Genomic DNA, 24,148 nt, shown 5'->3' with positions numbered 1-24,148 from the left:
ATTTGGGGTACTACTGTCCGGCCAAATGCGCCGCTGCGGACAGCGGGATCTGCAGCCAGGTCGGCCGGTTCCGCGCCTCGTACAGCACCTCGTAGATCACCTTGTCGGCGAGGAACGAGTTCAGCAGCACGGTCTGCTCACGCGGATCGGTGCCCGCCACCTCGGCGTACCCGTCGCAGAAGGCCTGCTGGTTGCGCGCTGCCCACTCGGTCGCCCGGTACGCGATCTGCTGGTCACCGCGGTGATCGGCCAGCAACGACCGGGCCGCGTAGTCGAACGAGCGCAGCATCCCGGCGATGTCCTTCACCGGGGTGTCCAGCGCCCGCCGCTCGATCAGCGACTTGGCCGGCTCGCCCTCGAAGTCGATCAGCTTCCAGCCGTCGATCGTCCGCAGTACCTGTCCGAGGTGGAAGTCCCCGTGGATGCGTTGAACGGTGACCGGCTGGTCGTACGCCGCGAGCGCGTCGAACGCACGCGTCAGACCGTCGGCGTACGGCGCGAGCTCCGGGATCGCGGCCGCCGCCTTGTCGAGCCGGCGGCGCATCGCGTCCGCGTGCTCGACCAGCTTGGCCGGCTCCCAGATGTCGGTGCCGAGCGCCTTGGCCAACTCCGAGTGCACCTGCGCGGTGCTCGCGCCGAGCCGGTGCGACTCGGGCGCGAAGTCGCCGCCGACCTCCTCGGCGTGCAGGTCGGCCTCGGCGTACAGGTCCCGCACCGAGGAGGTCGCGAACGACCAGCCGTCGGTGGCGTTGCTCTGGAACGCCGTCATCATCGCCAGCTCGCCCGAGTCGGTGCCGCCGCCGGCGCGCGGCCACCTACCGCGCGCAGACCCCAGCACCTCCGGGACCAGTTCGGACCCGGACTCGGTGAGCGCCGACTCGATCTCGACCCCCGGGTTGCTCCCGGGCTCGAGCCGGCGGAACACCTTCAGCAGCGCGACATCGCCGAACACCAGCGACGTGTTGCTCTGCTCGACGGTGAGGACCAGCGACTGTGCGTCCTCCGGTACCTCGATCTTGCGGTCCGGAGCCTGGACGGGATGGAACTCCAGCCCGTCCAGCTGCCGTCCGTGGGTCAGCCCGTCCAGCCAGTACGGCGTTGCTTCCTTGTCGTGCAAGGCGTCGTACACCCAGACCTCGGCGTCGTCGAGATCCGGCTCCACCCACTCACCGATCAGCGCATGGCCGAGGTTGTCGACCGGTGTGCGGTGGTAGCTGAGCGGCAGCTGGTAGACCCGGATCGGGATCTCCACCCCAGGCGGACCCGCACAGTAGACGAACCCGATCCGGACCGCCGGCCAGGCGCCCTCGTCCGACAGCCACACCGAAGTGGCCATCGCTTCGACGCGGACGTCGTGTCCCTTCTCCCCGAACCACCTCTGGCCCGCGCAGAAGGACTGGACCTGGTCCAGATGCGAATTCACTACATGCTCTCCTCGTGGTCAGCCGGCTTCGCCAGCCGGAACCAGTAGAAACCGTGGGCGCCGAGGGTCAGAAGGTAGGGCAACTCCCCGATCGTCGGGAAGTGCACACCGCCGAGCAACTCGATCGGCTCCACTCCTTGCCACTGCCGCAGATCCAGCTCGATCGGCTGCGGGAAGCGGGACAGGTTGTTCACGCACAGCACCACGTCGTCGCCGAACTCGCGCACGTACGACAGGACGCTCGGGTTCGAGCCGCCGAGATCGGTGAACGTGCCCATCCCGAAGCAGGGGTGCTGCTTGCGGGTCTGGATCATCCGGCGGGTCCAGTGCAGCAGCGACGAGGCGTTCTCCATCTCGGCCTCGACGTTCACCGCCTGGAAGCCGTAGACCGGGTCCATGATCACCGGCAGGCTCAGCTTGCCGGGCGTCGCGGTGGAGAACGAGGCGTTGCGGTCCGGGGACCACTGCATCGGCGTACGGACGCCGTCGCGGTCGCCCAGCCAGATGTTGTCGCCCATGCCGATCTCGTCGCCGTAGTACAGGATCGGGGAGCCGGGCAGGCTGAGCAGCAGCGCGGTGAACAGCTCCATCTTGTTCACGTCGTTGTCCAGCAGCGGTGCCAGCCGGCGGCGGATGCCGATGTTCGCCTTCATCCGCGGGTCCTGGGCGTACTCGCCCCACATGTAGTCGCGGTCCTCGTCGCTGACCATCTCGAGCGTGAGCTCGTCGTGGTTGCGCAGGAAGATGCCCCACTGGCAGGTGTCCGGGATCTCCGGCGTCTGCGCCAGGATCTCCGAGATCGGGAAGCGGGACTCGCGCCGTACGCCCATGAAGATGCGCGGCATCACCGGGAAGTGGAACGCCATCTGGCACTCGTCGCCGCCGGAGTCGCGGTCGCCGAAGTACTCGACCACGTCGGCCGGCCACTGGTTCGCCTCGCAGAGCAGGACGCGGTCCTCGTAGTTCGCGTCGACCTCCTTGCGGATCCGCTTCAGGAACTCGTGGGTCCGGGGGAGGTTCTCGCAGTTCGTGCCGTCGGTCTCGAACAGGTACGGCACCGCGTCCAGCCGGAAGCCGTCGACGCCGCGGTCCAGCCAGAACTTGAGCGCGTCGACGATCGCGTCGCCGACGGCCGGGTTCTCGAAGTTCAGGTCCGGCTGGTTGGCGTAGAACCGGTGCCAGAAGTACTGGCCGCGGACCGGGTCCCAGGTCCAGTTCGAGCTCTCGGTGTCGACGAAGATGATCCGCGCGTCGGCGTACTTGTTGTCGGTGTCCGACCAGACGTAGAAGTCGCCGAACGGGCCGTCCGGGTCCTGCCGGGAGGCCTGGAACCAGGGGTGCTGGTCCGAGGTGTGGTTCATCACGAAGTCGACGATCACCCGGATGCCGCGCGCGTGCGCCTGGACCAGGAACTCCTCGAAGTCCTGCACGGTGCCGACCTCCGGCATCACGCCGGTGTAGTCGGAGACGTCGTAACCGCCGTCGCGCAGCGGGGACGGCTGGAACGGCGGCAACCAGAGGCAGTCGACACCGAGCCACTCGAGATAGTCGAGCTTCTCGGTCAGACCCTGCAGGTCGCCGATGCCGTCGGCGTTCGAGTCCTTGAAGGACCGCACGAGGACCTCGTAGAAGACGGCCCGCTTGAACCACAGCGGGTCACTCTTCGTCAGTCCGTGGTGCTGCTCCGGCAGCATGTCGGTCACGCTCACCTCCATCGGGTGTCTCCAAACCTAGCGGTACTGCGGCTTGTACTACGGCACGCCGCCACGAACGTGACGACGGTGTGTGGACCCGCCCTGGACATGCACTGATCTCAGGTACCCCACCAGGGCGCACCTAAAAGGAGCAGTACGTAGATCCGGACGCTTCCGGTGATGTGGTGACGCCGTCGGTCGGACGGTCCCGCAAGGCGTTCCGCATAGTCTGACGGCCCTTTGCCAGTACAAGCAAATAGGCACGCACTCACTCAGCGACGACGGCCTTCGTTCTGCCGTTCGGCCCCCTGCGCGGTACCTCGCCGACCGCCCCCACGGCGCAACCGGGGCCGCCTCTTGACCGCCCCGTTGGCATCCGCGACCCCGTCCCGCGGGTCCCGCTGCCTGAGCAACTCCTCAGCCGTGAACACCTGATCCGGCTCGAGGGGTTCCGTCGCGTCCGGCTCCATCGGCCTCTCTCCCTTGTTCGGCAATGCGAGCTACCTGCGGCGACCTCGCTCGCCCTTCTCCCGCGACGGCTGTCTCGCTGCCCCGCGCCCGCCGGGCCGACCTGTTCCGTCCCCGGACTGCACGGCCTGTGCCGCGGGCGCGCTTCCTTGGGCGACCTCCTGCGGGGTCAACTCCCGCGCTTGGCGCCTGGCCAGCTTCGGGTTGCGGAGCTGCTCGGCCGTCAGGCCGGTGTCTCGCATGATGCTGCCCATCGTGCCCTTGGCCACGTCCCGGTTGTGCACCGGCACGGTCGTACCGCGACCGTCCGGATGTTTCATGATGTGGTGGCTGCCCTCGACCCGGTCGACGGTGAAGTCCCACTTCTCGAGAGCGGCGACGACGTCGGCGCCGCGCATCGCCGGGATGCTGCTGGCCATCAGGGCGTTTCGACGGTGACGGTGATCAGGTTCGGCACCCCGAACGACTTGATCAGTCCGGTCAGTGCCTCACGGAGATCCTCGACGGCTGCTTCCGGTGTGTCGCCCTCACCGTTCGCACCGACGCCATGGCGCAGGAGCGCGTGCGCGCACCAAACACCGTCCTCGTCCTGCTCGATCGTGTAGGGGACAGTGACCTCGCTCTTCACAGTCCAACCCTCTTTCCCGCGGCGTCCTCGACCGTCACCACCAACTGCTCGGGCACGCCGACTTCCTCGGCCTCCTGGCTGCTGAGTGTTGTTGCGATCGTAGGGCTGGGGGTGGGTCAGTCGGGGAGGGTGATTACCAGGTGGTCAGGGATGCCGGAGTCGGTGGTGGCTTGGGTTATTGAGGTGCGGAGGTCTTCTAGGGCTTGTTCGCGGGTTTCGCCTTCGCCCTGGAGGAAGATGTCGGGGGTGAGGGCCGCCTCGGCGAGCCAGGTGCCGTCCTCGTCCTGTTCGACGACGTAGGGGACGTGGAGCTCGGGCAACTGCGTCTCCTCGTGATCAGTCGCGGGGGTCCGCGGACTTGCGGGGGCGGCGGGTGTACTTCGTGAAACCGGCCCGCTCGGCATCGGCCTCGGAGCGGAACCAGACCTCAGGTTTCGTACGTCCGTAGTACGGCGAATCCGGCGTGTGGAACAGCTTCGACTGCGCATTGCCCTTGATCGTGAACCCGTCCGGCGGCCCCTGGTGCGGCACCGCCTCGGCCGAACCTTCGCCGTACCGCCCGGGCTGCACCACGGTCGCCTGCCGCTCAGGCGCAGTCATCTCCGCGTCGAACAGGGTCGGCTCAGAGTCCATCACCCGAGAGAAGACCGGCTCACCCCTCTCCCGGACCGGAGCAGCTGGTGCGGCTGGGCTCGCCGGCGCTGCCGGGGTCGCCCGTGCTGCCGGGGTCGCCCGTGCTGCCGGGGTGGCTGGAGCGGCCGGGGTGGGGTGTGGTGTTGGGGCTGCTTGGGATGCTGTGGCGCCAACAAGCACTGGCTCTGGCTCGAGTTCGGGCTCTTCGAGCGGGGGAGCGGCGGCGGGTTTGCGGCGTTCGAGCAGGACCCACGTGATCGCCGCACCGAGGAAGAACGCGAGCATCGACCACAGCCAGTTGTGGCGTAACAGCCAGCTCATCCGCGCGCCTCCCTCACCAGGCGATGTACGAGCCACGCGGCTGCGCTGCCCAGGACGAAGGCGACCAGTAGCAGGATCCAGGTCTCGGCGATCAGCCAACTCATTCAGTTCCCCTGCACTACTCGGAGCTCGGCCCGGCGGTTCGCGATCCGCCCGGCGCCGGTGGCGTTGGAAGCGATCGGGAAGGCCTGCCCGTACCCGTGCGCGAGGATGCGGTCCGCGTTCACCCCGAGCCGCACCAGCTCCGCCTTCACCGCGGCGGCGCGACGCTCGGACAACGGCAGGCTGGTCGCCGGCGAACCCAGGTCGTCGGTGTGACCCGCAACCTCGACCCGCGCCGTCGCACACGACTTCAGTACGGCGGCCGCCCGCACCACCGACGGCTTCGACGCGTCGTTCACGATCGACGTACCGGACAGGAAGTTGATCTTGTACTGCCGGCTGAACTCGGCCAGCCGGGTCGGGAACGTACGGCACGGTTCGCTCACGGTCGACTTCGACGGCGCCGGCAGCTGCAGCTGGTCGGCCACGACCGCGCCGGGCACCGCCTTCGCAGCGGCCCGCCCCACGGTCGCCTTGGTCGCCTGGTCCGGCACCTCGCCCGACAGCGTGACCGTGTCCCCGTCGTACCGCACGGAAGCATCGCCCGTCCCGATCGCGAGCGCCCGCAGCAGCGCGGAGATCGTCGCGGCATCGGCGATCCCGTTGGCCGGGTCGATCGTGGTGCGGTCGTCGTACTCGCGGTCCGGGCCGAGCAGCTGCTCAACCTCCGCGGAGAACGCGTCCTTCACCGCCTGGCTCTTCACCGGCGCCTGCACCCGGATCGACCGATCCGTCCGCCCGACCTCGAACGCCGGTACGGCGGACTCTTCCGCCGGCGCACTCGTCGCAGTCGGTGTCGGCGTCGGAGTGGACGCACCCTCGATCCGTACCGACCGAACCCCTTCGACCGCGGCCGCGATCTCCTGCACCTGCGCAGGATCCACGGCATCGGGTACGACGATCTTCGCGTCCCGGCCGTCGAAATCGACCGCTGCGTTCTCGATCCCGCGGGCCTTCAGCGCGGCGACCGTACGGTCGCGCAGATCGTCCTCGGTGGTGCCGGCCCGGGCGGGAATCAGCACAGCCGTCAGCAGTACAGGTACTGCGAGGGCCGCCAGCAACCAGATGACGAGCGGCCGCCGAACCAGACCGGGCACTGTTCCTCCGTGGATGCGGTCAGAGTGGCCGTGCGCGAGGAGACTACTCCGCATCGCCCCGGCTCCGCACACTCCATCGGGGAGCGTCGCCGTTTTTCCTTCTGCAGAAGCTGTCCGGGACCATGCGGGGGAGCTGTCCTGTCTCGGACAGGACGCATATGTGCCAGCCGGGTGCGCAAGGAATCCCTTGACTTAGTTCGCGCCGTGAACCGTACTTATGGCGGGCCGGATCGAGTGGGAGGGGCTTGCTGTGGTGTCGATGGAGTCGATGGAGAGGTCGTCCGATTCGTCATTGATCATCGGCGTGGCCGCGTCCACGGCCGAACGAGTACACCTGGCTCGTCTGCTCGGTGAAGCCGACGCACTGCTCCTGGTGTCGAGCGCGGACCAGGCCCGCGCGTTCCTGGAGCTCACCGGAGTCAGCATCGCGCCGAGCTCGGCAGTGCTGGCTCCCGCCGTCGCACCGGTCGCCAAGCCGATCAGGGCGGTGCCGGAACCGGTGGCCGAACTGCGGCTGGACGTCGACCGCCGCGTGGTCCGCTGGAAGGACCGTGAGATGCCGCTGACCCGGCTGGAGCACGACTTCCTGCACTGCCTGGTGACAGAGCCCGGACGGGTCTGGACGTACCAGCGTCTGCACCACGCCGTCTGGGGCAACGAGCACCTCGGCCACGGCTCGCATATCCACTCCGTCGTCAAACGCCTGCGCCAGAAGCTCGCGAACCTCGGTGCCACCGTCACCATCCACGCGGTCCGCGGCGTCGGCTTCCACCTTCTTCCCACGGCCTGAGAAAAGGGCTCGGCCCCCGGACCATGCGGTCCGGGGGCCGAGCTCTTTACTGCCTGACTACTTGATCGACTTCAGTGCGAAGTTCTCGGTGACCGGCGTGCCGGCAACGAGCTTCGTCGTACGGGTCTGTGGCTTGTAGCCGTCCTTGGCGGCGATCAGGGTGAGCGGGTTGTTGCGACGGTCGAGCCAGTAGGCGTACTTACCGTCCTTGTCGGTGATGAAGGTGTACGACTGCGCCCACGAGTCCACCTCGACGATCGCACCCGGGAGGGCGGCGGTGGCGCCGGACGAGCTGACGCCCGTGACGGTGCCGAGCAGCTTGCTCCAGGTGTTCGGCGGGGTGACGTTCATCGTCACGCCGACCGCTGCGACGTTGTACGGGGTGTTCTCGCCGATCGTCACGGCACCGGTGTAGGCGCCGGGCTGGTCGACGTTCGCGGTGAGCGTGACCTTGACGGTCGTCGACTGTCCCGGGGCCAGCGTGGCCTCGGTCTTGTCGAGCGACAGCCAGCTCACGTCCGCCGACGACTCGGTGCAGTCCTCGAGACCCGGCAGGGCCTCACTGTCCGCGGTCGCGGTGAAGCCGCCGGACGAGCCGCCGACCTTGTAGAAGCCACACGCCGCGCCACCGCGGTACCGCGGCAGGTTGGAGTTCGGCAGCGCGGTCCAGCTGTCCGACGCCGGGTCGTACGAGAACCCTGCGTTGGTCACTGCACCGGCCTGGACACCGCCGACGATCAGCAGCTTGCCACCGGCGACGGCGTACGACGCCGCCCAGTGGTCGGCCGGAGCGTCCGCGATCGCGGTCCAGGAGTCTGCTCCCGGGTCGTAGACGTACGCCGACTTCAGCGAGTTCACGCCGTCGTTACCGCCGGCGCAGTACAGCTTGCCGTCGATGGCGCCGCAGGATGCGAACGCGACCGACTGCGGGTAGTTCGCCAGCGTGGCCCAGGTGTTGCTGGCCGCGTCGTAGCTCACCACGGTGTTGCTCATCGGGGTGCAGCCGGACGTGGTGCAACCGCCGACGGCGTACAGCTTGCCGTCGAGCACAGCCTGACCGGCAGCCGCACGCGGAGCCGGGTTGGCCGCGAGTGCGGACCAGGCGTTGGCGGACGGGTCGTACGACCAGGTCTCCGGCGCCGGGCCGGCGTCCGCCCAGCCGGAGCTGGCGATGATCTTGCCGCCGACGACGCCGACGGTGATGGCGTTGCGAGCACCCGGCAGCGGGGCGATCGCGGTCCACGCGAGCGTGGCCGGGTCGTACACGTAGCTGTTGGCCGTCGACGCGCTGCCGTTGCCGCCGCCGATCGAGTAGACCTTGCCGTCGAGGTTGACGACCCGGTTGTCCATCACGGTTGCCGGGTAGTCGGCGATGTCGGCCCACGGAGCCGCCTGCGGCTTCGCGGCGACCGGCGCGGTGCCGGTCTTGCCCGACATCATCCGGGCGAACGAGGTGTTCACGGCGATCCGCTGCAGCGGCGCGCCGGTCCCGCTCTCCACCTCGGCCTTGCTGGTCTTGGTGCCGTTCGCGTTCTCCAGGACGAAGCCGCTGTCCTTCTCACCGAACTTCACGTCGACATCCGCGCCGCCGGTGTTGGTGACCTTGAACGACTTGGTCACGGTGCCGGTCGGCAGCTTCAGGTTGCCGGTGATGCTGCCCGGCGTGACCGACAGCTGGCCGGCCTTCAGCGTGTAGTCGGCCGTGGTGGTCCAGTCGGCCTCGACCGGAACGGTCGCGGTCGAGCTGACGTAGTTGCCGGCCTTGGCGGTGAAGCCCTGGTCGCCGTCCACGGAGGAGTACAGCCAGTAGAAGCCGTCGTTCAGGCCGGTGTCCTCCGGCGTCGCGACGGTGGTCGCGCTCTCCGACGAGCCGTCACGGGTGACGACCGCGCCGTTCACGAAAGCGCTGGTGTTGGCGTCCTTGACGTTGCCGACGACGAGACCGCCGCCGTTCGGCTCACAGGTGATCTGGCTGCCGATCAGCACGCTGTCGACCTCCCACCACCATTCGTACGACGCGTCGTAGTAGTGGAACCGCACCTGTACGGCGGACTTGCCCGCCGCCTGCGGGATGGCGATCTCCTTGACCCCACGGGCATCCGCGGCCTGCGTCAGCACGTTGGCCCAGGTGGCGCCGCCGTCGATCGACAGGTCGACATCGGCCTTCTCGCCGCCGAGCCAGTTGAGGTCCTGGTTGAACCGGATCACCGGAGCGGTGACCGAGCTCAGGTCGACCACCGGGCTGACCAGTGAGGTGTCCTGCGAACCGCCGGGGCCGTAGTGATCGCTGTCGATGACCGCGAAGCCGCCGTTGCCGCCGGACAGGTTGGTCCGGTTGCCCGGGTCGTTGAACTGCCACACCTGGCCGTTGCCCTTGTTGTCCACCAGGTTCCAGCCGCTCGGGGTCGCACCCGAGTCGAAGGTCTGGTATACGCCGTCCGAGCCGTACTTGTAGCCCGGCGCGGTGGTGCAGGAGTCAGCGGTGACCGGTACCGAGATGTTCTTGGTCAGGTTGCCGCTGCCGACCGTGATCGGCTGGCTGACGGTCTGGTAGCCCGGGTACTTCGACTCGACCTTGAGCGAGTACGCCGCACCGGACGGGACCTTCAGGCTGTAGCGGCCGTTGCTCGGGGTCGTGTAGTCGAACACGCCACCCGGGCCCTCCACCGACACCTTCGCGTACAGCGGCCAGCCGTGGCCGGAGCCGTCCGTGACGGTGCCACCGACACTCACCTGCGGAGTGCTCTCCAGGGCGAAGTTCTTGGTGGTGGTCTGACCGGTGGTGATGGTGGCCGTGGCGGTCTGGGTCTTGTACCCGAACGACGCGACCGTGAGCGTGTAGTCGCCGGCCGGAAGCACCGACGAGAACGTGCCGTTGCTGCTGGTGGTCAGCGTCTTGTCGGCCTGACCGTCCTGGTGCACCGTCACGCTGGCGCCCGCGAGGGCAGCGCCACCGGTGGCGGCGGTAACCGTGCCGGACAGCGTGCCGGTGTCGCCGATCGGGGCAGCGTTCAGCAGTGCGAGCGCGTCCAGACGACCCTGACCGAAGACGTTGTTGTTCGCGTCCGTCCCGCCGCACTGGCTGTTCGGCGTGTCGATCGCGGTCTGGTTCAGCAGCGCGCGGGTGGCCGCGACATCACCCTTCAGGGACGGCGATGCCGACCACAGCAGGGCGACAGTTGCCGTCAGGTGCGGTGTGGCCATCGACGTACCGTTGAAAGCGCCGTACGTGTTATCCGGCAGGCTGGACCGGACGTTGACACCGGGAGCCGAGATGTTCGGCTTGATGGTGCCGTCCTGGCCGACCCCGCGACCGGAGAACGACGCGATGTTGTTGTTGATGTCGTAGGCGCCGGCCGAGTAGTTGCTGGTCAGGCTGCCCGGCGAACCGGAGGTGTTGCAGCCGCCCTCACCACTGTTGCCGTTGGCGAACGCACCGAAGATCCCGGACGCGGTCCAGGCCAGGGTGATGTCCTCCATGAACGGGTCGTTCGACGGCAGGGTCGAGCCCCACGAGTTGTTGATGACGTTCGGCCGCTTGCTCGCGTCCGGGTTCTGCCCGGCGAGGTCGGTCGGCTCGAGCATCCACTGGCCGGACGAGATCAGCGCGGCGTCGCTCGGGCAGCAGCCGTTCGCGGCGATCCACTTCACGCCCGGGGCGACACCGATCTGGTTGCCCGCGCCGTCGTCGCCGACCATGGTGCCCATCGTGTGGGTGCCGTGGCCGTTGCCGTCGGACGGTGCGTTCGGCGAGGTGCCGGCCGCGTCGAACCAGTTGTAGTTGTGGTTGAAGGTGCCGTCACCGTTGTTGCCGCGGTACTGGTTCACCAGCGCCGGGTGGTCGTACTGCACCCCGGTGTCGATGCTGGCGACGACGATGCCCTCACCCTTGTCGCCGTACTGCGACCAGACCTGGTTCGCCTTGATGTTCGCGACGCCCCACTCGACGGCCTGGATCGCCTTCTCCTGCTGGCCCGGCGTGACCTTCGGTACCTCGATCTGGACCGGTGCGTACAGGCCCTCGACCTCGTTGTGGGTGGCCAGGTCCTGGGCCAGGGCCAGCGATCCGCTCTCGATCCGGATCGCGTTCGTGCCCCAGAACGCCTGGTACTTCACGTGCTGCGCGTCCAGCTCGGCGCGAATCGACGCCTGGCTGTCCGCTGCGGCCTTCTTCAGCGCGGCGGCCACAGCCGTGCCGCGCTCGTTCCAGTTGGTGATCCTGCTGGCGGCGGTCAGGTCGGCCTTGGCGCCGAAACGGACCCAGTAGTCCGTCGCGGACTTGGCTTCCTTGCCCTCCAGCTGTGCCTTCAGCTCCGGCTTGATCTTGGCGGCGGGCGATGGCGTGGCTTCCGGTTTGGTCGGCGGTGACGCTTGGGCCTGGCCGGCGGCGGCCATCCCGGTCGCGACGACGGCCAGCGCCGCCAGGGTGCTCACCACGGATCTGGCGAGTCCCTTTCGTGGATGTGACATCTCTGCAGCCCCTCACTTGAACGACCCCGAGCTCGACTCCCCCGAGTCATTTGCTGCAGGAGGGCGCGAAGACGCTCTGTGCCCCCCAGGGCGCGGCATGTGACACCGCAAGCCTGACGAGGAATCTATGTGTCAGAACAACGTGGTAACAAGCACACCTGGTGAGCAAGATGTGACTAGCTGTCGCGCGAATCGAGGCAACCTGGGCAAAGGCTGGCAATCCGTTGACGATCTGAGGCAGAGGTTGACATCGTGATCAGATGGTCACCGCCCGTATAGACCTGACCACGACCGGACCCGACGAAGAGCCGTTCCCGCTGCTGATCGCGGTCGCGGCCTCTGCTGAGCAGCGCGTCCGCCTGGCCGAGCTCGTCGACGACGTTGCACCGTTGCTGCTGGTCTCGAGTCTCGACGAACTGCGCCGACTGTTGGTTCCCGCCCAGCAGCCACCGCCCGCCGCGCCCGAGCAGCCCGAACCGCCGGAGCCCGATGCGGTCGATGCCGCCGCGGTCCGAACCACGGGCGAGGAGCCGGACGCCGACGTACTCACGATCGACCGGGCCCGCTCGGTCGCGCGCTGGCGCGGAGGCGAGATCCAGCTGACCGACCTCGAGCACGACCTGCTGACCCGGCTGATGTCGACGCCGCTGCGGGTCTGGTCGTACGACGCTCTGCACCAGACCGTCTGGCGTGATCTCAACGTCCGCGGCACCGCCGACGTCCACTCGGTGGTGAAGCGGCTGCGTCGCAAACTCGACGAACTCGGTACGACGGTCACCATCGACGCCGTCCGGGGGATTGGCTTCCGTCTCACGGATCACCAACGCCCGATGATCACCGATCTGCGCGCGGGGTAGTTTCTTCGGATGTGACCTCCTTCTCTGCGCTGAGTCATCTCGAATGTCCTCGTTGTGGAGCGACCCACGACGCCGACCAGATCATCGGGCTGTGCCCGTGCGGGTCGCCGTTGCTCGCGCGGTACGACCTGCCGTCGGTGACGGTGACGCCTGCCTCGTTGGCCGATCGGGCACCGAACCTGTGGCGGTATCACGAGCTGCTGCCGGTGCGGTCGCCGGACAACGTGGTGACCCTGGGGGAGGGGATGACGCCGCTGCTGCCTCTGCCTCGGTACGGCGCTGAGCTCGGGGTGGATCGTCTGCTGATGAAGGACGAGGGGCTGATCCCGACGGGTACGTTCAAGGCGCGTGGGGCGGCGGTGGGGGTGTCGCGCGCGTACGAGGTCGGCGTACGGAAGATCGCGATGCCGACGAACGGGAACGCCGGGTCTGCGTGGGCCGCGTATGCCGCGCGTGCCGGGATGGAGGCGTTGATCGCGATGCCGATCGCGGCGCCGGAGATCTGCCGGCGTGAGGTGACGGTGGTTGGTGGTCGGCTGCAGCTGATCGACGGGCTGATCGGGGATGCGGCGGCGTACGTGCGGGAACAGCCCGGGTACTTCGACGCGTCGACGCTGAAGGAGCCGTACCGCATCGAAGGCAAGAAGACGATGGGGCTGGAGATCGCGGAGCAGCTGAACTGGGAGTTGCCCGACGTGATCGTGTACCCGACCGGTGGCGGCGTCGGCATCATCGGCATCTGGAAGGGCCTTCTGGAACTGCGAGAACTGGGGTGGATCTCGGGGCCGTTGCCGCGGCTGGTCGCCGTCCAGTCGACGGGGTGCGCGCCGATCGTCCGCGCATGGGAGAAGGGCCTACCGGAAAGCGAACCCTGGCCGGACGCGAAAACTATTGCCTTCGGCATCACCGTCCCGAAGGCACTCGGCGATTTCCTCGTCCTACAGGCGATCGCGGAGACGGATGGTTGCGCGGTAGCCGTCGACGACGAAGACATCCTCGCGGAACAACACAAGGTGGCTCGGATGGAAGGCTCCTTCATCTGCCCAGAAGGCGCAGCCAACTTCGCCGCCATCCGCACGCTGCGCGAATCCGGCTGGATCCGCGCGGACGACCAAGTAGTCGCCCTCAACACCGGCGCCGGCCTCAAGTACCCAGAGACTGTGCCGCTGCCGAGCTGATGTAGTCGGCCCCGGCGCGCTACGCAGCCGCTACCTTCGTCGCTCCGCTCCTCAACGCGGCTGCTACGCGCGCACCCATCCGCCCCCCGCTCATCGCGGTGCATCCCTTTCCGGCTACCGCCGGAGTGCCGGCTTATCGCCGGGTCTTCCCGGCTATCGCCGGCGGGTGGCGGCTTATCGCCGCGTGCTGCGGCTATCGCCTCTGTGTGCCGCTACCGCGGCGGTTTGCGGGCTGCCGCGCGATCGACTACCCGTGGGCTCGCGTCATGCGCGATACGAGCTCGCCTCGGTCCAGGACCATCCCGCGCGATCGACTGCCCCGTGGGTCATGTGAGGGGCAAGCTCGCCGTGTAGAGCATCCCGCGCGATCGCCGGCCGCGACCGTCGCGGGAACCACTCGCGGGAATCACTCGCGGCATCCGCCGTTGCCGCATCCGCTGCAACCATCGATGCTGCAACTACGCGCACCAACCGCCGGTGCTGCAACCGCCGGTGCTGCAACCGCCGGTGCTGCAACCGCCGGTGCTGCAACCACCGGTGCTGCAACCACCGCACCAACCGCTGGTGTGGCGTAGCCGCCGGTCGCAGCCTCGATCCAGTTCGGTTGCGAGTGCCAAGCTGGTCGCATTCCGCGCACAGTAGGTTCGTGGATTGCGAGCCGGGTCACCGATCAGATCAAGCCGCGCGACGGTGTACTCGCCGCGAGCGGCAGCTCGCAACCCGCCGGCGATAGCCGGCAACACCCGGCGATAGCCGGAAGCTCCGGCGGCAGCCGGCAATTCGCGGCGATGAGCCGCCACCCGCCGGCGGTAGCCGGCAACACCGGCGGTAGCCGGAAGACCCGGCGATAGCCGGAAGGGGATGCACCGCGCTGAGCGGGGGGTGGGTGGGGCGGCGCGTAGCACGGCGACGAAGGAGCCGCGCGTAGCACCGCGAGGGCTGGACCCATCTCCCCGGGTCCCGCGTAGCACCGCGAGGGGCTTCTAACCCCACCCATCACACCATTCAGGCTTGGCCGCGGCGTACTGCGAGGATGTGGGCGGGCTCGGCGTTCGGGTCCAGTTTGATGTAGTTCTGTTGGCCCCAGCGCCACGTTGCGCCGCTGATCTCGTCGTACACGGTGAACGTGTCCTCGGGGCGCATGCCGAGCGCGGCCATGTCGAGGTGGACCATCGACTCGCGGACCGAGTGCGGGTCGGTGTTGACCACCACGATCACCGTGTCCGTGTGTCCGTCCGGCGCGGTCGAGCGCTTCGAGTAGCACATGATCGCTTCGTCGTCGACCGTGTGCAGGGACAGGTTGCGCAGTTGCTGCAGCGACGGGTGCCGGCGGCGGATGTTGTTCAAGAGCGTGAGGTACGGCGCCAGCGACCGCCCCTCCGCCTCCGCAGCAGCCCAGTCCCGCGGCCGCAGCTGGAACTTCTCCGTGTCTAGGTACTCCTCAGAGCCCGGCCGCAGCGCGACATGCTCGAACAACTCATACCCCGCATACACACCCCACGCCGGCGACGACGTCGACGCGATCGCCGCGCGGATCTTGAACGCGCCCGGCCCGCCGTACTGCAGGTACGCCGTCAGGATGTCCGGCGTGTTCACGAAGAAGTTCGGGCGCAGGTAGTGCCCGGTCTCCTTGGTGAGCTCGGTGAGGTACTCCTCGAGCTCCCACTTCTCGTTGCGCCAGGTGAAGTACGTGTACGACTGGTGGAAGCCGACCTTCGCCAGCTCGCGCATCATCGGCCGCCGCGTGAACGCCTCCGACAGGAACACCACATCGGGATCGGTCTTGCGGATCTCGCCGAGCAGGTACTCCCAGAAGTTGACCGGCTTCGTGTGCGGGTTGTCGACGCGGAAGACCGTGACGCCCTTGGAGATCCACAGCCGGACGATCCGCAGTACCTCGGCGTAGATGCCTTCGGGGTCGTCGTCGAAGTTGATCGGGTAGATGTCCTGGTACTTCTTCGGCGGGTTCTCGGCGTACGCGATCGAACCGTCGGCGCGTTTGGCGAACCACTTCGGGTGGTCCTTCACCCACGGGTGGTCCGGCGACGCCTGCAGGGCAAGGTCGATCGCGACCTCGAGTCCGACCTCGCGCGCGCGGCCGACGAAGTACTCGAAGTCCTCGAACGTGCCGAGCTCCGGGTGGATCGCGTCGTGCCCGCCGTCCTCGGAGCCGATCGCCCACGGCGAACCCGGGTCGCCCGGCTTCGGGTCGAGCGTGTTGTTCGGGCCCTTGCGGAACGAGTGGCCGACCGGGTGGATCGGCGGCACGTAGAGGATGTCGAAGCCCATCTTCGCGACGGCCTCGAGCCGCTGCGCCGCGGTACGGAAGGTGCCCGAGGTCCACTGACCGGATTCCTCGTCGTACTTCGCACCCTCGGAGCGCGGGAAGAATTCGTACCAGCTGCCGTACAGCGCACGCCTCCGGTCGACCCACACCGGGTACGTCTCCGACGACGTGATCAGCTCACGCACCGGGTACCGACCGAGTGCGGCCCGGACCTGCGGCGAGATGCCCGCGGCCAAACGCGCCTCCGGCGGCAACGCGCCGTTCGCCAACGCGTGCGCGGCATCGCTCAACGTGCCGCGATCCGCACGCACCGCGGGCGGTACGCCGGCCGCCGCGCGATCGAAGAACGCTGCGCCCTCGGCGAACATCAGGTCGACGTCGAGACCGGCCGGCACCTTGATCTCGGCGTTGTGCCGCCACGTGCCGTACGGGTCGCTCCAGCCCTCGACCGCGAACGTCCACGCGCCCTGCTCCTGCAGCGTCACGTCGACGGTCCAGCGGTCGGAGCCCTGGCCCACCGGGCTCATCAGCATCCGTCTGGTCTGTCCCGACGGCGACGTCAGTACGACGTTCGCGTTCACCGCGTCGTGGCCCTCGCGGAAAACCGTGGCCGCGATGGTGAACGTCTCGCCGACCGCCGCCTTGGCCGGATACGCTCCGGCGTCGACGGTCGGGGTGACCTCGGTGATCGGGATGCGCCCAGTCATGGCGTAGGTGAACTCGCTTTCCGAATGTCGATCCGACGGTTCTGTACGTTTGCCGAACTACAGGACTGACGTTATCGGTTCCCAGTAGTCGTCTGTGCCACACGGGCCTGCAAAATCTTGCTCGCGTTGCAAGATCGATGCATCCCGAAGGTGTTTTGCGCACCCCGGCCCGGTACGGTGTCCCGGTGCGAGCGATACGACGATTTTCCGTCCGCCCTGTCCTGCCTGCGCCGCTGACCGGCCTGGGCACCCTGGTGAACAACCTCCGCTGGGCCTGGCACCCGGAGACGCAGGACGTCTTCGAGGCCGTCGACCCGCAGTTGTGGCGGAGCACCGGCGGTGACCCGGTCAAGCTGCTCGGTGAGGTACCGGCGGCCCGGCTCGACGAGCTGGCCAACGACCACGCTTTCCTGCGCCGGCTGGAACTGGCAGTAGCCGACCTGGACAGCTACGTGACCGAGGACCGGTGGTTCCAGAGTGCGGGATCGCCGCTGAACGCGGTGGCCTACTTCTCCCCGGAGTTCGGCATCACCCACGTCCTCCCGCAGTACTCCGGTGGTCTCGGCATCCTCGCCGGTGATCACCTGAAGGCGGCGAGCGACCTCGGCGTACCGCTGATCGGCGTCGGCCTGCTGTACCGGCACGGGTACTTCGCGCAGTCGCTGAACCGTGAAGGCTGGCAGCAGGAGCGATACCCGCTGGTCGACCCGGACGGCCTGCCGATCAGCCTCCTGCGCGATGGTGACGCGCCGGCGACGATCACGCTGACCCTTCCGGGCAACCGCGAGCTGCACGCGCAGATCTGGGTCGCCCAGGTCGGCCGTGTCCCGCTGCTGATGCTCGACTCCGACATCGAGGAGAACGAGCCCTCCGAGCGCGAGGTGACCGACCGGCTGTACGGCGGTAGCACCGAGCACCGTCTGCTCCAGGAGCTGCTGCTCGGCGTCGGCGGTGTCCGCGCGGTCCGCACGTACTGCCGGATCACCGGTCACGCGGCGCCCGAGGTGTTCCACACCAACGAGGGCCACGCCGGCTTCCTCGGTGTCGAGCGGATCCGCGAGCTGGCTGCCGAGAAGGACCTCGACTTCGACACCGCGCTCGAGGTCAACCGCGGCGGCACCGTGTTCACCACCCACACCCCGGTCCCAGCCGGTATCGACCGGTTCCCGGTCGAGCTGATCCAGCAGCACTTCTCGGCCGACGTGTTCGGTCCCGAGGTGCCGATCGACCGCATCCTCGAGCTCGGCGCCGAGGACTTCGAGGGCGGCGACCCGGCCCTGTTCAACATGGCGATCATGGGTCTGCGGCTGGCGCAGCGGGCCAACGGCGTGTCCAAGCTGCACGGCGTCGTCAGCCGCGGGATGTTCTCCGGGCTGTGGCCGAGCTTCGACTCCACCGACGTGCCGATCACCTCGATCACCAACGGCGTACATGCGCCGACCTGGGTGGCACGCGAGATCCACGACCTGACGTACGCGAACTACACCGCCGACGAGAACATCTTCGACGGCCTGGACAAGACCACCGACCAGCAGATCTGGGAGACGAAGCGACTGCTGCGGCAGCGGTTCATCGACGACACCCGGTCGCGGGTCCGGCAGTCCTGGATCAACCGCGGCGCGAGCGAGGCCGAGCTCGGCTGGGTCGACTCGATCCTCGACCCGGACGTCCTGACGATGGGCTTCGCGCGACGCGTTCCGTCGTACAAGCGGCTGACGCTGATGCTGCGCGACCCGGCCCGGCTGAAGTCGCTGCTGCTGCACCCGCAGCGGCCGGTCCAGATCGTGATCGCCGGCAAGGCGCACCCGCACGACGAGGGCGGCAAGAAGCTGATCCAGGAGATGGTCCGCTTCGCCGACGACCCGGAGGTGCGGCACCGGATCGTGTTCGTGCCGGACTACGACATCGCGCTGGCGCAGCCGATGTACCCGGGCTGCGACGTCTGGCTGAACAACCCGCTGCGTCCCTACGAGGCCTGCGGTACGTCGGGGATGAAGGCGGCGCTGAACGGCGCGCTGAACCTGTCGATCCGCGACGGCTGGTGGGATGAGTGGTACGACGACGAGTTCGGCTGGGCGATCCCGTCCGCCGAAGGGATCGAGGACACCGACCGCCGCGACGACCTCGAGGCGCACGCGTTGTACGACCTGATCGAGAAGCAGGTCGCGCCGCGCTTCTACGACGGTGAGGTCCCGGGCCGCTGGATCGAGATGCTCCGGCACACGATCAAGGAGCTCGGCCCGAAGGTGCTCGCGACCCGGATGGTGCGGGACTACGTCGAGCAGCTGTACGTGCCGGCCGCGAAGTCGTCGCGTTCGCTCAACTCGACGTACGACGGTGCTCGTGAACTCGCGGCGTGGAAGCAGAAGGTGGTTGCGGCCTGGCCGCAGATCCGCGTCGACCACGTGGAGCTGCAGGGGCTTGGCGACGTACCGCAGCTCGGCACGACGGTCGGGATCCGCGCGTTCGCTGCTCTTGGCGATCTGGCTCCGGCCGACATCTGCGTCGAGGTCCTGCACGGTCGCGTCGACACCAACGACGAGATCACGGACCCGGTCCGCGCGTCGCTGTCGCTGGCCGAGACGTACGAGGGCAACCGCCACCGCTACGAGGGCGAACTGAAACTGGACCGCACCGGCCCGTTCGGCTACACCGTCCGCGTCGTCCCGAACCACGCCGGCCTGGCCAGCGTCGCCGAACTAGGCCTGGCCGCCGGCCCGTCCGACCCCGACGACCCCTCCACCCCGGACCTCCCGGCCGGCTCGGAGTTCTAACCCCAACACAAAAGACACAACCCCGCCTGCCTCACCAGGCGGGGTTGTTTGTTGTCAACCCCGCGCTGCCGTGCCTCGGGTGCGGATGATGCCGTAGGCAACTAGTGTTGCGGCGAGGGCGGTGAGGGTTAGGGCTGCGGTGGTGGTTGCTTGGTGGAACTGGGTGGTTTGGTGGGTGGTCCAGTTGGGGGTGGTGATGGGGCCGGTGAAGATGAGGGCCAGGAGGGTGCCGGTGATCGCTATGCCGGCGGCGGAGGTTACTTCGGTGGCCGTGTCGGTGAGGGCTGCGCCGATTGTGGTGCGGTTTTCCGGGAGGCCTCGGAGGACGTTGACTCCGGCAACTACTCCGACGACGCGCATCCCGGCGGCGACGAGCACCAAAGCGACCGCGACCCAGAGGTAGCCGAAGCGGTTCAGCGAGCCGTAGACGGCGAGGCCGAGGACCACGGCAGCGGCACTGATCCAGGCAGCACGACCAAGGCCAACGCGACGTACGAAGGGGCCGATCAGCGCGCCGCCGGCGACGAGGACGACAACCTGGGGGAGCATCCCGATCGCGGCCAGTGCGGGGGACCAGCCCCAGTCGAGCTGGAGTTGGAGTGTGACGAGGTAGCCGAGGCCGGCGGTCGCCAGGCCCGCGGCAGCCTTGAAGGCCAGGCCGCTGGAGACCAGCGGATGAGCAACGAGTTTGGGGTCGAGCAGTGGGTACCGCGCCGACCGCTCGCGTAGGTAGAACAGGACGGCCGTAACAACAGCAGCCGCAGTCGTCGCCCACGCAGACCACGCTCGAGCGCCCTCGTTGACGAACAGCGTCGGAGCGACCAGCGCGAGCACGATCGTCGCAGTACCCAGCACTGCGCCGGCGACGTCGATCGGATCCCGGTGCAGCTCGGCCGCGACGTCCGCCGCGATCCCGAGACGCACACCGACCAGAGCGAGTACGGCGATCGGCACGTTCACCAGCAGAAGCACCTGCCACGGCGCGATCGCGAGCACGAAACCACCCGCCGTCGGACCGACCGCCAGCCCGACGAGCCCGACCGTCGAGATCAGCGTCGTCGCGCGCACCCGCAGTTCGTCGTCCTCGAACAGCCGGAACGACAACGCGAGCGACCCCGGCGTCGTCATCGCGGCGGCGACCCCCATCGCCACCCGTACGGCGATCAGCTGCTCCACGTTCGACACGAACGCCGTCGCCAGGCTCGCGACAGCGAGCAGCGCGAGCCCGACCAGCATGATCCGTCGCCGCCCGAACCGGTCCGCGATCGCCCCGAACGCGAGCATCAGCCCGCCGAACACCACGGCGTACGCGCCCGTCACCCACTGCAGCGCGGTCGTCGAAGCGTGCAACTCGCGCCCGATCGTGGGCAGCGCGACGTTCAGGATCGAGTTGTCGAGCATCTCGACCAGGAACACCGCGGACAGTCCGGCCAGCGCCACCCACGCGTCCCGCAGCGAGCGGGGCCGGTGAGCTGCTATGACGGTTGTCTGGGTTGAGGTCATGCCACTAAGTTAACTCACTAAGCTTAGTGACACAAGAGAGTGAGGTCACATGCCTAGAACCGATGCGCGCGGCGGGCCGCAGACGCGCGCCCGGATCTCGGACGTCGCGACGCAGTTGTTCCTCGAGCGCGGGTTCGACGGCGTCACGGTCGCCGAGGTCGCGCGCGAGGCCGGTGTCTCGAGCGTGACCGTCTTCAAGCACTTCCCCCGCAAGGAGGACCTGCTCCTGGACCGCACGGACGACGCCGTCGAGGTACTGCGTTCCGCCGTACGCGACCGCACCACCGACGTACTGACGTCCTTGCAGCAGGCAACCGTCCGGCTCCTCGACGAGGAGCACGCGCTGTCCGGGGTCAAGGACGGGTCCGTCCCGTTCTACCGGACCGTCGCGGCCTCGCCCGCGCTGATCGCCCGATCGCGCGAGATCGCGGCCGAGTTGCAGCAGGTCCTGACCGAGGAGCTCGATCGCGACCCGAACTTCGACGGCGACCCGGAGCTCCTGGCCGCGTTCTTCATCGCCGGCTACACCACCGTGCTCGTCGAGACTGCCCGCCGGGTGACCGCGGGAGACGCTGAGGTGGCGGCCGACCATCGCGCCCGATTGGACCGGTTGTTCGACGGCCTCCGCAACGGCGTCGGGTAGCGGGCTACGCTTCCGGCATGGAGTTCGTGCAGCTCGCCGATGGCCGCAAGTTGGAGTACTTGATCGAGGGACCGGCGGACGGCGTACCGCTCGTGTTCCATCACGGCACCCCGGGTGCTGCGGTGCGGTTCGCGCCACTCGCGGAGGCGGCCGAGAGGCACGGGCTGCGGTTGGTCAGCCCCAGCCGGGCCGGGTACGGCGCGTCGACCCCGCACCCTGGGCGGTCGATCGCCGATGTGGCAGCCGACACCGCCGGCCTGCTCGACGCGCTCGGCGCCGATCGCTTCTACAGCATCGGCATGTCCGGTGGGGGACCGCACTCACTGGCGTGCGCGGCCCTGCTCCCGGAGCGTTGCATCGCGGCGGCCTCCGTAGCTGGCGTTGGACCGGCCAATGTGGACGGGCTCGACTTCATGGTCGGCATGGGCGAGGAGAACCTTGCCGAGTTCGGTGCCGCATTCGAGGGACGCGACGCGCTCGAGCCGTTGCTCGAGGAGATGTCGAGCGCGCTGGCCGGTGCCGAACCGGAAGACCTCGCGGCCGCGTTCGGCGATCTGGTCTCCGACGTCGACAAGGCCGCGATGACCGGTCCGATCCTGGACTGGCTCGCGGCCTCGTCGCGTCGATCTGTTGCCGAGAGCATCGCCGGCTGGCGCGACGATGATCTGGCGTTCGTGAAGGACTGGGGATTCCGACTGGATCGGATCACCACCCCGGTGGCGATCTGGCAGGGCGATCAGGACCGCATGGTCCCCGCCGACCACGGCCACTGGCTGGCCGCGCACGTCTCGGGCTGCACCTTCCACTTCCTGCCGGGCGAAGGCCACCTCTCCCTGCTGAACAGCATCGACCAGGTGGTCGCAGACCTCGTCAGTTGACGTCGATCCAGGCGAACGGCGCGCCGGTCGGCGAGGTGATGAACGAGCGTCCGGCGAAGGTCAGCTCGGGGTCGGTGCGGTAGAGCTCGTTGACCTCCTTCGTCGCGGTCTCGTCACCGTTGTCAGAGGCAACCATCAGCCGTGCGATCCGGTCGGTGAGGTCGACGTCGGCGCCGTCGAGCCGGTCTGACATCGCACCCCAGTTGTCCCAGAGCAGCAGCTCGTCGCCGTTCAGGTGTGCGAGTTGGTAGTGCACGTAGTTGCGCACGAACCACCCGCCGCCGATCGGCATCCCGGGGTCGACACCGAAGAGGTCCGCGTCGAGGTCGCCGGCGCGGATCCCGAGCCAGACCTCAGCGGCTGACCGGAACGGCCCGCTCGGCATGTCCTGCACGTCGAACGGACGGTCCTCGGCCGGGTCGAGCTGTGCGTCGATCATCACCCAGCGGTCGCCGTTCCAGTACTCCGCGACCACGTGGTCGGGGTTGAATCCATCGGTGAAGTAGTTCGCGAACCCGATCCGGCTGCGCGCCGGGATCCCCTTGTGCCGCAGTGCGGACACGAACATCAGCGTGTAGTCGCGGCAGCATCCGACGACGCGATCGGCGGGCTCCCGCGGTACGGCGAGCGCCGTACCGTTGCGCTTCTGGTCGGTGGCGAGGATCGCCGACACCCAGCGATTGTCGATCTCGGCGAGGCGTTCACCGGTGAACTCGATGCCGCCGCCGCGGTAATGGATCAGCAGGTTGCGAACCACCGCGGCGATTCCGGGGATGTCGTCCGGCAGCGCGTCGAACAGTCCGGCGTGGTCGCCGGGGTCGCTGAACCGGGTCTGGGTCGTGTAGTCCATCAGGCGTTCCTCTCGAGAATGGGCAGAGCGATGTCGACGGCCGGTTCGTCGCGGGGGATCAGTTGGCAGTCCGGGAGGTACACCTCACGTGGCGGACCCGCTTCGGGTACGCCGATGGCCCGGACCCAGTCCGTCACGAGGTCGTAGGCGAGCATGATCCGCGGGTACGCGCACTCGTTCATCGTGATCGTGCAGTACGCCTCCCGGTGGGCCGGCTCGACCCGGATCGCGATCCGGCCGCTCGGGTCCACGAGACCGTCGAACGGCACGCACACCTCGACCGTCGCCTCGCCCTCGGGCGTCACCGCGCCGTGGTAGATCACCCACGACCCGGTGGTCGCGCTCGCGCCGGCCGCGGTCAGGTACGACATGATCTCGTCGGTGCACGTCACGATCACGCCGACCAGCAGCTGCTGGTTGGTGTCGGCACGGATCGACGCGATCTTGGTCGCCGGTACGTCGCGGGTCAGTACCGGTCGCGGCGCGAGTCCCGGCGTACCGGATCGGGACAGGCGGTCGCGCAGGTACTGCAGCGTCGACCGCCGGGCCTCCGTGGTCGCCTCCTCGGCGGCCCACCAGCGGTCGAGCCGGATCAAGCCTTCCTCGTCGGTTCCCGCCAGTACTTCGGCGATCGTGGTCAGCGGCATGTCCAACTGCCGCAGCACGCTGATCCGCCGGGCCCGCTCCAGCTGCGCTTCGTCGTAGAAGCGGTAGCCGTTGGCCGGATCGACCTGAGCGGGCGCGAGCAGCCCGGATACGTCGTACAGCCGCAAGGCCTTGTGCGAAAGCCCGGCCCGCTTCCCGAACTCACTGATCGTCAACACACGATCATCAAACCCTCTGCC

General features: G+C 68.3%; 18 protein-coding genes. 6 read left to right on the top strand and 12 right to left on the bottom strand.

Annotated elements, in window-relative coordinates; all coding sequences use genetic code 11:
• Positions 1-10: 10 nt before the first annotated feature.
• The 7 genes from FDA38_RS39985 to arfA all read right to left on the bottom strand — a co-directional run bounded on the left by FDA38_RS39985 (position 11) and on the right by arfA (position 6,366).
• Positions 11-1,423 (bottom strand): maltokinase N-terminal cap-like domain-containing protein, encoded by a 1,413-nt coding sequence (locus tag FDA38_RS39985; RefSeq protein ID WP_137259401.1) that lies wholly within the window; start codon positions 1,421-1,423, stop codon positions 11-13.
• Positions 1,423-3,138, bottom strand: coding sequence for a maltose alpha-D-glucosyltransferase (gene treS / locus FDA38_RS39980; protein ID WP_137259400.1), 1,716 nt, complete (start codon positions 3,136-3,138; stop codon positions 1,423-1,425). Before treS ends, FDA38_RS39985 begins: the two co-directional genes overlap by 1 nt.
• Positions 3,139-3,617: 479 nt before the next feature.
• A complete protein-coding gene (locus FDA38_RS39975) occupies positions 3,618-4,004 on the bottom strand; it encodes a type II toxin-antitoxin system HicA family toxin (protein WP_137259399.1) in 387 nt (128 codons plus the stop codon).
• Entirely contained in the window at positions 4,004-4,213 is a 210-nt protein-coding gene (locus tag FDA38_RS39970) for a type II toxin-antitoxin system HicB family antitoxin (protein ID WP_137259398.1), read from the bottom strand. The genes FDA38_RS39975 and FDA38_RS39970 overlap by 1 nt, the downstream gene beginning before the upstream one ends.
• A 116-nt stretch (positions 4,214-4,329) precedes the next feature.
• Positions 4,330-4,533 (bottom strand): hypothetical protein, encoded by a 204-nt coding sequence (locus FDA38_RS39965; RefSeq protein WP_137259397.1) that lies wholly within the window; start codon positions 4,531-4,533, stop codon positions 4,330-4,332.
• 16 nt (positions 4,534-4,549) lie between these two features.
• Positions 4,550-5,167 (bottom strand): sunset domain-containing protein, encoded by a 618-nt coding sequence (locus FDA38_RS43735; protein ID WP_137259396.1) that lies wholly within the window; start codon positions 5,165-5,167, stop codon positions 4,550-4,552.
• 104 nt (positions 5,168-5,271) lie between these two features.
• The gene (gene arfA, locus FDA38_RS39955) at positions 5,272-6,366 is read right to left on the bottom strand and encodes a channel-forming protein ArfA/OmpATb (RefSeq protein ID WP_233715204.1); all 1,095 of its coding nucleotides are present in this window, start codon (positions 6,364-6,366) and stop codon (positions 5,272-5,274) included.
• Positions 6,367-6,583: 217 nt separating this feature from the next.
• Between arfA and FDA38_RS39950 the strand changes: the two genes are divergently transcribed.
• Positions 6,584-7,156 (top strand): winged helix-turn-helix domain-containing protein, encoded by a 573-nt coding sequence (locus FDA38_RS39950; protein ID WP_233715203.1) that lies wholly within the window; start codon positions 6,584-6,586, stop codon positions 7,154-7,156.
• Positions 7,157-7,213: 57 nt separating this feature from the next.
• On the opposite strand, the gene FDA38_RS39945 is transcribed toward FDA38_RS39950, so the two are convergent.
• Positions 7,214-11,593 (bottom strand): S8 family serine peptidase, encoded by a 4,380-nt coding sequence (locus FDA38_RS39945; protein WP_233715202.1) that lies wholly within the window; start codon positions 11,591-11,593, stop codon positions 7,214-7,216.
• A 293-nt stretch (positions 11,594-11,886) separates the two neighbouring features.
• Here FDA38_RS39945 and FDA38_RS39940 point away from each other — a divergent pair, with 293 nt between their 5' ends.
• Positions 11,887-12,483 carry a winged helix-turn-helix domain-containing protein gene (locus FDA38_RS39940; RefSeq protein WP_137259393.1) on the top strand — a complete coding sequence of 199 codons (597 nt, stop codon included), beginning with the start codon at positions 11,887-11,889 and terminating at the stop codon, positions 12,481-12,483.
• 11 nt (positions 12,484-12,494) lie between these two features.
• A complete protein-coding gene (locus FDA38_RS39935; protein ID WP_137259392.1) occupies positions 12,495-13,661 on the top strand; it encodes a threonine synthase in 1,167 nt (388 codons plus the stop codon).
• A gap of 1,005 nt (positions 13,662-14,666) precedes the next feature.
• Here the strand turns inward: FDA38_RS39935 and FDA38_RS39925 are convergent.
• The gene (locus FDA38_RS39925; RefSeq protein ID WP_137259391.1) at positions 14,667-16,655 is read right to left on the bottom strand and encodes an alpha-1,4-glucan--maltose-1-phosphate maltosyltransferase; all 1,989 of its coding nucleotides are present in this window, start codon (positions 16,653-16,655) and stop codon (positions 14,667-14,669) included.
• Between the two features lie 185 nt (positions 16,656-16,840).
• On the opposite strand from FDA38_RS39925, the gene glgP reads away from it, so the two are divergent.
• Positions 16,841-19,429 carry an alpha-glucan family phosphorylase gene (gene glgP / locus FDA38_RS39920; protein WP_137259390.1) on the top strand — a complete coding sequence of 863 codons (2,589 nt, stop codon included), beginning with the start codon at positions 16,841-16,843 and terminating at the stop codon, positions 19,427-19,429.
• Between the two features lie 54 nt (positions 19,430-19,483).
• Here the strand turns inward: glgP and FDA38_RS39915 are convergent, their stop codons facing one another.
• Entirely contained in the window at positions 19,484-20,932 is a 1,449-nt protein-coding gene (locus FDA38_RS39915; protein WP_137259389.1) for an MFS transporter, read from the bottom strand.
• A gap of 49 nt (positions 20,933-20,981) precedes the next feature.
• Here FDA38_RS39915 and FDA38_RS39910 point away from each other — a divergent pair, with 49 nt between their 5' ends.
• Together FDA38_RS39910 and FDA38_RS39905 are read left to right on the top strand one after the other, a co-directional pair.
• On the top strand, positions 20,982-21,575 hold the full coding sequence (locus FDA38_RS39910) for a TetR/AcrR family transcriptional regulator (RefSeq protein WP_137259388.1): 594 nt from the start codon (positions 20,982-20,984) through the stop codon (positions 21,573-21,575).
• Positions 21,576-21,592: 17 nt separating this feature from the next.
• A complete protein-coding gene (locus tag FDA38_RS39905) occupies positions 21,593-22,453 on the top strand; it encodes an alpha/beta fold hydrolase (RefSeq protein ID WP_137259387.1) in 861 nt (286 codons plus the stop codon).
• Here the strand turns inward: FDA38_RS39905 and FDA38_RS39900 are convergent.
• Positions 22,446-23,303, bottom strand: coding sequence for a transglutaminase domain-containing protein (locus FDA38_RS39900; protein WP_137259386.1), 858 nt, complete (start codon positions 23,301-23,303; stop codon positions 22,446-22,448). The genes FDA38_RS39905 and FDA38_RS39900 overlap by 8 nt on opposite strands.
• On the bottom strand, positions 23,303-24,127 hold the full coding sequence (locus FDA38_RS39895) for a MerR family transcriptional regulator (RefSeq protein ID WP_137259385.1): 825 nt from the start codon (positions 24,125-24,127) through the stop codon (positions 23,303-23,305). Before FDA38_RS39895 ends, FDA38_RS39900 begins: the two co-directional genes overlap by 1 nt.
• Positions 24,128-24,148 lie beyond the last annotated feature (21 nt).

The organism is Kribbella jiaozuonensis, from assembly GCF_005233875.1.
GTDB classification, from domain to species: Bacteria; Actinomycetota; Actinomycetes; order Propionibacteriales; family Kribbellaceae; genus Kribbella; species Kribbella jiaozuonensis.
The sequence above is the reverse complement of the archived record's forward strand: the minus strand, read 5'-3'. Positions and strand labels throughout refer to the sequence as shown.

Coding starts and splice junctions, on each gene's coding strand:
- FDA38_RS43735 (WP_137259396.1), bottom strand. CDS start 5,167: ATGAGCTGGCTGTTACGCCACAACTGGCTGTGGTCGATGCTCGCGTTC.
- FDA38_RS39915 (WP_137259389.1), bottom strand. CDS start 20,932: ATGACCTCAACCCAGACAACCGTCATAGCAGCTCACCGGCCCCGCTCG.
- treS (WP_137259400.1), bottom strand. CDS start 3,138: ATGGAGGTGAGCGTGACCGACATGCTGCCGGAGCAGCACCACGGACTG.
- FDA38_RS39950 (WP_233715203.1), top strand. CDS start 6,584: ATGGCGGGCCGGATCGAGTGGGAGGGGCTTGCTGTGGTGTCGATGGAG.
- FDA38_RS39940 (WP_137259393.1), top strand. CDS start 11,887: ATGGTCACCGCCCGTATAGACCTGACCACGACCGGACCCGACGAAGAG.
- FDA38_RS39905 (WP_137259387.1), top strand. CDS start 21,593: ATGGAGTTCGTGCAGCTCGCCGATGGCCGCAAGTTGGAGTACTTGATC.
- FDA38_RS39975 (WP_137259399.1), bottom strand. CDS start 4,004: ATGGCCAGCAGCATCCCGGCGATGCGCGGCGCCGACGTCGTCGCCGCT.
- FDA38_RS39910 (WP_137259388.1), top strand. CDS start 20,982: ATGCCTAGAACCGATGCGCGCGGCGGGCCGCAGACGCGCGCCCGGATC.
- FDA38_RS39925 (WP_137259391.1), bottom strand. CDS start 16,655: ATGACTGGGCGCATCCCGATCACCGAGGTCACCCCGACCGTCGACGCC.
- FDA38_RS39900 (WP_137259386.1), bottom strand. CDS start 23,303: ATGGACTACACGACCCAGACCCGGTTCAGCGACCCCGGCGACCACGCC.